This window comes from Thiocystis minor, assembly GCF_016653465.1.
Taxonomy (GTDB): Bacteria; Pseudomonadota; Gammaproteobacteria; order Chromatiales; family Chromatiaceae; genus Chromatium; species Chromatium minus.
The window spans coordinates 1-8,793 of sequence record NZ_NHSQ01000102.1 but is presented as its reverse complement, the minus strand read 5'-3'; the positions used below and the strand labels follow the sequence as shown (position 1 = coordinate 8,793).

Here is an 8,793-nt window from a genome sequence, read left to right as displayed (position 1 = left end):
GGAAAAGCGGTCGCAGATTTCCACAACCGGTTATCCGGACCGTGAGACCGGGGTTTCAGGCGGTGCAGTCGGGTGGCACTGGCGGTCTGCTGACGGTCCGGAAAAACCCTCGTTTTGCCGAACCGATAGTGACCGGCGAGTGCGGCTCAATGCAGGGGCGGCAGGACTGCGCCCGCCCGCCGCGCCGGCGGCCAGACGGTTTCACCTGGATCCTGGATGACCGTGCGGCGGCGACTGATCCTCCAGCGACGGCGGCCGATCAGCGCCAACCCGTTGGTCAAGAAAGGCGCGGGCGTCGTTTGCAGATAATCTGGGCCGGCGCGGATGTTTGCAGGCTGTTTGCAGTTAATGTCGGCTCATTTGCAAATAATCCGGGTCCTGGACCCCCGATATTTGCAGTTAATTCGGGTCGAAAATTGCGATGTTTGCAGGTCGGGCCGCGGATGTTTGCAGGCCGCTACACTTAGCCATGTGCACGGTGTCCCATACGATGTCGAGGTTGATGTCGAAGTAGCCGTGGGCGATGCGGTTGCGCATGCCCCGCATGCTGCGCCAGGGCACTTCTTGGTGCGCTTGGGTGAACTCGGTATAGCCTTCCATCACCTTCGTGGCGGCCTCGCCAATGATGACGAGGCTCATGATGACGGCCTGTTGTGTGCGTTTGTCGGCGAAAAACTCCTCCTTGTCCAGTCCTCCTATGAAGCTGCACGCATCGAACGCGGCTTGCCGGATGTGCTCAAGGTAGTCGGGCAGACGATTCTCGTCGGTCATACCGGCTGTGCCTCGGTGAGGACCTTGTCGCGAAATTTCGCTGGCAGATCGGCCGGGGTGAGCAGATCGACCTGGACACCGAGCAACTCCTGCAGCTCGTCTTGCAGACCGCCCAAGTCGAATAGCGTCGTGCCGGGTAACGCATCGACCAGCAGATCGAGGTCGCTGCCATCGCGGTCCGTGCCGAACAGTGCCGAGCCAAAGACGCGCGGATTCGCCGTTCGAAAACACCTTGCCACTTCTCGCACGGCCTTTCGTTTCATATCAAGCGCAACGGACGGTCGCATGGGTATCCTCTCTTATCGAAACCCGTTGAGACGATAGTCAATCTGGCCCCCTTCTCGGCGATGGACTATCGCCGCGTGGTTCACCAGCTTTCCGAGCTGGTCCGGCAGACCGACCGGGGTATCGTGTTGGCCAAACAGGGTTAAGACCATACCATTACACAAAAGTCTGTAACTTGCTGATTTTTATATAACACGCTCCGGTTTGTGTTGTTTGTATTTCAGCGACTTACAAAGATGTGTGTAACGCGATGGGTTAAGACTTGGTTATGATAAAAGATTAAAAGAAAGTTATAGGCCAGCGTTAAGTATTATAAAATAATTTAAATCAAATGGTTATAAAACTCCGGCGGGGTCCAAAGGTCAAGGGTTTCGGGGGTCAAAAGTCAATAATATCGGGGTTCATAGGTCAAGGGTCCGGGATTCAAAAGTCAACGATGCCGATCCTCACTCCGCATTTGCGGGTGTCAAAGGTCAATAGTTCGGGGTTCAAAAGTCAACGATGCTGACCATCATCACTGCGTATTGGCGGTGGTCAAAGGTCAATAGCAGACCTTCACCTGGTCTGTTGCCAGTTTCCTCTTTTTTCGTTACCAAATACTTGCGTGCGCGATCTGCTTGGCGGTCTGCGCTGGCTTTGCGGCGGTGCTGGTTGAGATGGATGGCGTGGACGACCATGTGTATCTGCTGGTCGAGTACCCATCTACGGTTGCGGTTTCACTTTGTTGAATTCCTTCTTAATCTGCGCATCAATCCGGGCGCGAACAACAGCGTGCGCAAAGCCTTTCGGAAAGTCGAGCGCGTGAGCGACCGCATCGCCAACGTGCGCCGGGACTGGCAGCACCAGACCACCACCGCCATCGTGCGCGAGAACCAAGTGATCGCGATGGAAGACCTCTACGTGCAGGGCATGACCGCCAGCACCAAGGGGACGGTGGAGACACCCGGCAAGAACGTGAAACAGAAAGCCAGGCTGAACCGTTCGGTACTCGATGTGGGTTTCGGCGAGATCCGTCGCCAGATCGAGTACAAGGCGCAGTGGGCCGGTCGCACGACGGTCAAGATCGACCGTTGGTATCCGTCGAGCAAACGCTGCTCGGGTTGCGGGCATGTCCGCCAGCGCTTGACGCTGGCGACGCGCCGCTGGACCTGTCCGGACTGCGGGGCGGTGCATGACCGCGACGAGAATGCGGCCAAGAACATCCTGGCCGCCGGCAAAGCGATCCTCCAGGGCGCGGCGGCCTTGCGGGTCCACGAGTGAGTTTAAATACCGGAGGACTTCCGGGACTTTAAGCCTGTGGAGCGGGCCGTAGCAGCGGAACGGCGAACGCCGGTCGACGAGTCACCCCGCACTGAAGCAGGAAAGGCAGGCCGCGAGGGCTGTCCGGCCAGGTTCCGTCGCCTGGGAATCCTCGTCTCTTTAGGGCGAGGAGGATGTCAAATCAACAAAGGTTTTTCCGAAAGCTAAGTGGTTGATCATGTGAGGCTTAGGAGGTAAAAGATGCCGACGATGAACCGGCGCGGGGGCCAAAGGTCAATACAGGGCTGGTCGCGGTGCAGGATCGCCCTCCTCTGCCACTGCGTGAAGCTCAGTCCACTGCTTTCCGTCGCTTTGCGCGCACGACGCGCACGACGCGCACGAGCCCGTTGCGAGTGATCTCGAAACTCTCCAAAAATCCGACGCCCATAAGCGCCACGAGCGCACGGCGAATCGTTTTTTTGGTTTCGCGCAACCGCTCTTTGCGTTTTGAGTCCAGTTGCGCTTGCTCAGTCTGGTCGCTGTCGGGCACATCCGTGGCCAATCCAGCCCCCGCCGCAAGCGTAATGATCTTGTGATCGAATGGTTCCCGATGAGACGAAAAAAAACTATGCAACCACGTCGCCACGCCGTCTGGAAGCGCCAGGCGCATATCCCAATCGATGCGACTATAGAGCTTGTCGAACAGAAATAGCAGATGATCATCCTTGTCAAAAACCTGAACTCTCCATTGCGCCTCAGTGTTCTTGGCATACTCGTACTTGACGACGAGTTTGGTGCTCACGCCCTTGTCGAAGCGCTGGCTGTAAACCTCGATACCGCTTGTGGCCAGCCGTCGGATCGACGATAAAAGGCGGGTGTAACTGTCGCCCTTAATGGGCCAGCGGATGGCTTTCAAAAAGCTATATGGGCTGAAGGATACCCACTCCGAGCAGCTTTCTTTGGATAGATGCACCAACTGCATCCAAACCGTCTCATCGTCCTGCCGCAGCTCTTCGCCAATGTAGATCACCTCCCCGCCGCCAATAATGGGAACCACCAGCGGTGCGTTCGCTCTGTAGACCTTTCGTGGCTCTCGACGATTCTTGGCGGAGAATATCGCACAGCGCACGAGTTCGTTCGGGATACCTCGGTCGCTTTCTGGCCAAAACGCCAATTGGCCGGCGGCCAGAAGCACGGCCAGTTCTGCTCGCTTCTTTGCCGCCGACTGCGCCACAGCCGTGGTGGATAGTCGCTGCAAACGATCTTCAAGGCTTTCGTTTGACATAGTAGCCAGTGGGATAAACTTTTCTATCTCATCAATGAGATACGGGTATTTTGCAAAATTAGAGTAAACAACGATAGGCTAACTGTCAATTTTTTGTATAAACTGGAAAAAAAAGACACAGTTTTCGCTTGGCGGCGAAAAAGACTGTTTTCGGTTTTTCAGATGTCAGTTTGGCAAAACACGGACTGATGTGCCACAACAGGCAACAGACTGGTAACTTGATAAAAGGTAAAAGTCATGTCAATGAGGGGTGTGACACTTGATCAGCTCGCGCAGTTGGTGGAGCGGGCGGAGCGACTCCGACGACTGATTCACCAAACCGCCATGGATGAGCGTCCGCAGGAATCGCCCCCGATCCGGTTTGGCTTGAAGGAGGCATCCGAACTGATCGGGCGGTCGCCGACAGCAATCCGGGACGCTGAAACAAGCGGCAAGATTCCTACCCCTGAACTTGGCGACAACAAACGGCGACTCGGCTTCACGCTGGATGAAATCAACGTGGCCCGTGAATATTTTGGAACCAGGCTGTGCCGACAGGCCGGGGACGAGCCGGTTTGTCTCGCCGTCTCGAACTTCAAGGGCGGCTCATCCAAGACCACAACCGCAGTGCACTTGGCGCAGTACCTTGCGATCCAGGGGCTTCGCGTGCTGTTGGTGGATGCCGACTCCCAGGGGAGTGCGACTCAGACCTTTGGTTACATCCCTGATGATGAAATCGAACTGGAAGCGACGATGTACCCATTCCTGGTGGGCAGCGAGAAGGATCTACGGTATGCCGTGAGACCGACGAAATGGAGTGGGTTATCGCTGATTCCGGCCTCTTTGGACCTGTATGGCGCGGAGTACGCCATCGCGCGGGCAATCACCGAGGACAACCGTGTCCTCAACCGGATGAGGAGCGGCATCGCCGGACTCAGGGACGATTTCGACGTGGTTATCATCGATCCGCCGCCAGCGTTGGGGATGATCTCCCTGAGCGTGATGCGGGCCGCTGACGCTCTGCTGATCACGATGCCTGTTGGCGCCTATGATCTGTTCTCAACCATTTCGTACCTGAACATGGCACATCAGGTTCTTGAATCGATTACGGAGATGCTAGGACATACCGAGTATAAGTTTTTGCGGATCCTGATCACCCGGCTGGACGAGTCCAGCGAAGTTCAATCGGCGATGACTGAGCTGATCCCGGAGCATCTTGGATCCTTTGTCTTGCCGGTTGCGGTCAAGAAAACCGCTGGACTGGACCGAGCAGGCATGAAGGGGCGGTCATTGTATGAGGCAGGCCCCGAGGACATTCCGAGGCAGACGCTCAAACGGGGGATCGCGAGTTTCAATAACGCGAACGAGGAGATTTTTCGGCTCATCCGGCGCTGCTGGCCAAGCCACATGGAATCACTTCGATCCGAAGGAATTCTGTAAGGGGCCATCATGCGCAACAGATCCGGTAAGACGAACAGTTTTTTGGCGAATTTGACCGCGAAAGCGGCACATCTGGATGATGGCGCTGCAACCCCACAGATGCAGCCGGATTCAGGTGAACTTTCATCTAAGGCAAGGGGGCTCCGGCAACGGATGGCCGTCCTTGACGATGCTTTCAGCAGTCAGAAGGCGATCGTGCATTACAACCCGGACAATGTCCGGATCGACCCGAACCAGTGCCGCCCGTGGCAATTCCATGACAGGGACATCTGTGGGCTGAACGAGGAATCCTGCGCGGACCTTCTGAATGGCTTCAAGGAAGCCGGGCGGCAAATTACTCCGGGTCTAGTACGACCGTTACGTGACGACCCGCAGGGCTTCCACTATGAAGTGCTGGTCGGCGTGCGCCGCTGGTGGGTGTGCAGACACATGGGGTGGCAGTTCGAGGCAGAGATCGGAAACCCAGACGATGGGGAGGCGTTTCTGGTGTCGGATGTTGAAAACCGCAGCCGTACCGACTTGTCTGACTGGGAGAGGGCATGGAAATACCGCAAAGCGTTGAAGGAGATTTATTCGGCGGAAGGGGTGGCGTCCGGACGCGCGACCGAAGTGCTCACGCAGGAGGCATTGGCGGCGCGGTTGGGGCAATCGGCAACGTGGTTGGTGCGCCTGCTGGACCTCGCCGATCTACCACCCGAGGTTGTAGCTGCGTTTCCCGCCACCAGCGAGATTCTCGTGAATCACGGGCGACGATTGAAAGTTTACTTGGATGAACCGGCTGCCCGGGCGCGGATCATCACGAAGGCGAATGAAATCGCGGCTGGAAGCAAAAAATCCGCGAAAGCAGTCGTCGCTGCGCTGGAGCTGGCGGGCAAACTCACCCCGAAGGGGGACGGCAAGCGCATCGGTTCCTACGTCGGGTCGAAGGGTGTGTCAGCGGTCAGCGTGCTGCGCAAGGGCAGGCGAGACTTGCGCATTGATCTAACGACATCATCCGTTCGAGATGTAGAGGAAGCCTTGGCGCTGGTTGCGCAAGCGATTCAGGACCATTTTTGAAGGCCAATTGCCATGTGGCAATTTGACTTTTAATCTATTGTATATAAATATTTTTTTACATCTACCCACGCACTCAAATCCGCAATAGCAACAGCGCTAAACGTTGTTGCGCGGTCAGCGCGATTTGCTCCGATCTTGACATGCGCATTCCACGCCTTTCCTGTCAAAAAACCGCCGTCGCCTTCAAGATTCTCCCTCGTCCGGCTCCGACCCGAGCGTCACCGGCTCGAACCCGCCTTCGCGCGTGGAGTACATCGCCACCCGTGGCTGCTGCGCCTGACGAAACAACTGTTCGTCGGCGAGGCCGAGCGCCCGGCGCGCTGCCGGAATGTCGATGGCCTGGGTGCGCAGTCCAATCTTGCGGGCGACATTCGCCAGGACCGCCCGTGGAAACACGTTCGGACTCTGCGATACCAGGATCAGTCCCGCGCCAAATTTCCGCGCCTCGCTGACCAGCCGATTGAGAATCTGCGTCGGATCGTCGCGTTCCTTGGTGCGCGTGGGGATGACCAGTTGCGCTTCGTCGACCAGCACAAACGTATCGACGCGCGCCCCGCGCGCACTCGGTTGGTATTCGCCCCGCGCGCGCAACTTACGAAACAGCCGCTCCAGCAGCGTGTCGGTGAGGAACGCGCGCGCCTGATCCGAGAGGCCCGAGAGATCGAAGCGGTTGACCCCGGCGGTGACCGGCGGGGAGACGGGATGAAAGATCCCGTGGTTATCGAGCGCGGCGACGTACATGCCGATGGAGTCCAGCGCCCGTGTGACCGCTTTACGCCGATACGGTGCGAGCGTCAGGCGCGCCTGCCCGATGTCGAGCGTGTCGCCGGTGTCGCCAGCGGCTTCGGGTCCGTCACGACGATCCACATAGACCGTGAACGCCTGAACCAGTTCGCGCTTGGCCACCGTGATCTTGCCCTGCAAGGCGGCTTGTTCCGCCTGTCCGCCGGGCGCGGTCGCCAGCGCCAAGGCGTCGGCGCGCCACTGTTCGAGTCGCTGGCCCTTTGTTTGCAAAGTCTGCGCAAAGGCCCCCAAGCCGGATGTGACGGCGGCCTGGATCGCCTCCAGCAGTTCCCGAAGATCGGCCATCGTCGGCGGTGTCCGCGTCCAGGTCTCCGGTTGATCGGCGACGATTCCGGCCATGCGATACAGATCGGCGATGAGTTGACGCAGCACCAGTTCCTGCACCGGCCCCATCGCGGCCAGATCGATTTTGCGAAAGGTTGCCAGCAGACTGTCGATCTGTCCGCCCGGACCCGCGCGATGGTGTGGGTCGAACTCAAACGGATTCAGGCCGAAGGTCGGACGGGGACCGCCGAACACCAGGGCGTTCTCGCCCGCGACGGCCAGATCCCCGTGCACGTCGATCACCATCACGATTTTTCCGCTGTGGTGCAGATACCGGATCATCCGGCGCAGCAGATAACTTTTCCCCGACCCGGAGGCTCCCCAGACGATCGCGTGGGCGTTGGACTCGGTCTCCGGCTCCCAATAGAAGCGCCGCTCGGTCTGGAACAGCCCGGTCCCCAGACAGAACCCCGTGGTCGGTTCCGGCGGAAACCGCTCGCGCATCAGAGCGCCGACAGCGCCTCGGCCATCTGGAGGACGCGGCGTCCGTAAGCGCGGGCGCGCGCCTCGTCGTGCCAGTGATGATAGTGCCCCACACCCAGTTCCAGATCGCCGGGGGCCGAAGCGATCGCTTTCGCGAGGATGTCGGCGGCCACGATCAAATTGGTCCGCGCATCGAGCAGATCGGCGGGATCGGCCACGGTGTCGCCGTGCCAGCGCAGATTGACCTGCATCAGGCCGACATCGATGGCGAGCGGACGATGGCGAGCGGTGAGTTGACGCAGCGCCTGGGCGGCGGCCGCTTTGGTGGCATGGAATTGCGGCCCGTCGGGACCGCGCAGGGTGAAGGGCCAGGGCGCGGACGCTTGGGCACCCGTGCCATGGCGGGTTTCCTGTAACGCCACGCCATAGAGCAACGCCGGATCGAGTCCGACGCGGGCGGCGACCGTCTCCCACAGCGTGCCGCGCAGGAAACCGGCGGCGCTGACGGGCAGCGCTGGCCGCGTGTGCGGCGGCGCGGAGTCGGCGGGCGTGGCGACGATCGTGCGGTGCGTCAGGGGTCGGGAGGCGTCAGGTTCCGGTTTTGGTGCGGGCGGCGCGGGGAACGGCAGGGGATTCATGCTCGCGGCACCGATCACGCGGAGCGCGGGTTGGGCCTGACTGAGCGTCGGTGTGGCGAGGAAGAGACCGAGCAGGGCCAGGGAGAAACGAACGCGGTTCGGCATGACGGATTCCTGGAAAGGCAACAGCGCCTGAGTGTAGCCGCGCGCGTCGTGACCAAGCGGCGGAAACGGTTGCGCCATCGCCGACCGTTTGCGTGACAACGCGCAACGGAAACGGGTTCACCGTAGGACATTGCGAGCGCGCCGGCGCCTCGGCACGATGACCGCAAACGTCCGTCAAGCGCGACGTTTCAACCGATCGACAACGCCTTTTCGATGGAGCGCCAACGTTCGTCATGTTCAATCACACGACTGAAATCACCACTGACTTGGTTCCGGTTCCGACCGTGCCAACGCCCCCGGCGCGCGTCTCGAAACGGGAACGCGCCTTGGCCGAGCGCCGTCCCGAGGGCGGTCGCCGTGCCAAACCCTACCGCCACAGCCGTCCGGTGTTCGACCGCCAGGTGCGTGTGCATAGCGAATACGTGCGCCGGCTGGTCAGCGACC

9 protein-coding genes and 1 pseudogene are annotated in these 8,793 nt (G+C 59.5%); 4 read left to right on the top strand and 6 right to left on the bottom strand.

The window, feature by feature from the left end; genetic code table 11:
* Positions 1–399: 399 nt before the first annotated feature.
* The 3 genes from CCR95_RS14645 to CCR95_RS26390 form a co-directional block, all read right to left on the bottom strand.
* Positions 400–771, bottom strand: a complete 372-nt coding sequence (locus CCR95_RS14645) for a HepT-like ribonuclease domain-containing protein (protein WP_201095732.1) — start codon at positions 769–771, stop codon at positions 400–402.
* Complete coding sequence (locus CCR95_RS14640) at positions 768–1,034, bottom strand: nucleotidyltransferase family protein (protein WP_476718526.1); 267 nt, start codon at positions 1,032–1,034, stop codon at positions 768–770. Before CCR95_RS14640 ends, CCR95_RS14645 begins: the two co-directional genes overlap by 4 nt.
* Positions 1,035–1,544: 510 nt before the next feature.
* Positions 1,545–1,733, bottom strand: a complete 189-nt coding sequence (locus CCR95_RS26390) for a hypothetical protein (protein ID WP_420825660.1) — start codon at positions 1,731–1,733, stop codon at positions 1,545–1,547.
* Between CCR95_RS26390 and CCR95_RS14630 the strand changes: the two genes are divergently transcribed.
* Positions 1,732–2,316: an RNA-guided endonuclease InsQ/TnpB family protein gene (locus CCR95_RS14630; protein ID WP_242523264.1), complete on the top strand. Its 585-nt coding sequence runs from the start codon at positions 1,732–1,734 to the stop codon at positions 2,314–2,316. The two genes, CCR95_RS26390 and CCR95_RS14630, sit on opposite strands and share 2 nt — an antisense overlap.
* A gap of 328 nt (positions 2,317–2,644) precedes the next feature.
* Here CCR95_RS14630 and trfA read toward each other — a convergent pair whose 3' ends face one another.
* Positions 2,645–3,580, bottom strand: a complete 936-nt coding sequence (trfA, locus tag CCR95_RS14625) for a plasmid replication initiator TrfA (RefSeq protein WP_201095726.1) — start codon at positions 3,578–3,580, stop codon at positions 2,645–2,647.
* Positions 3,581–3,904: 324 nt separating this feature from the next.
* On the opposite strand from trfA, the gene CCR95_RS14620 reads away from it, so the two are divergent.
* Entirely contained in the window at positions 3,905–4,999 is a 1,095-nt protein-coding gene (locus tag CCR95_RS14620) for an AAA family ATPase (RefSeq protein ID WP_201095724.1), read from the top strand.
* A gap of 9 nt (positions 5,000–5,008) precedes the next feature.
* Complete coding sequence (locus tag CCR95_RS14615) at positions 5,009–6,055, top strand: ParB/RepB/Spo0J family partition protein (RefSeq protein ID WP_201095722.1); 1,047 nt, start codon at positions 5,009–5,011, stop codon at positions 6,053–6,055.
* A 183-nt stretch (positions 6,056–6,238) separates the two neighbouring features.
* Here the strand turns inward: CCR95_RS14615 and CCR95_RS14610 are convergent, their stop codons facing one another.
* Together CCR95_RS14610 and CCR95_RS14605 are read right to left on the bottom strand one after the other, a co-directional pair.
* Positions 6,239–7,627 (bottom strand): ATP-binding protein, encoded by a 1,389-nt coding sequence (locus CCR95_RS14610; RefSeq protein ID WP_201095720.1) that lies wholly within the window; start codon positions 7,625–7,627, stop codon positions 6,239–6,241.
* Entirely contained in the window at positions 7,627–8,427 is an 801-nt protein-coding gene (locus tag CCR95_RS14605; protein WP_201095718.1) for a lysozyme family protein, read from the bottom strand. Before CCR95_RS14605 ends, CCR95_RS14610 begins: the two co-directional genes overlap by 1 nt.
* Before the next feature lie 155 nt (positions 8,428–8,582).
* On the opposite strand from CCR95_RS14605, the pseudogene CCR95_RS25390 reads away from it, so the two are divergent.
* Positions 8,583–8,793: pseudogene (locus CCR95_RS25390) on the top strand (hypothetical protein); the annotation flags it as partial.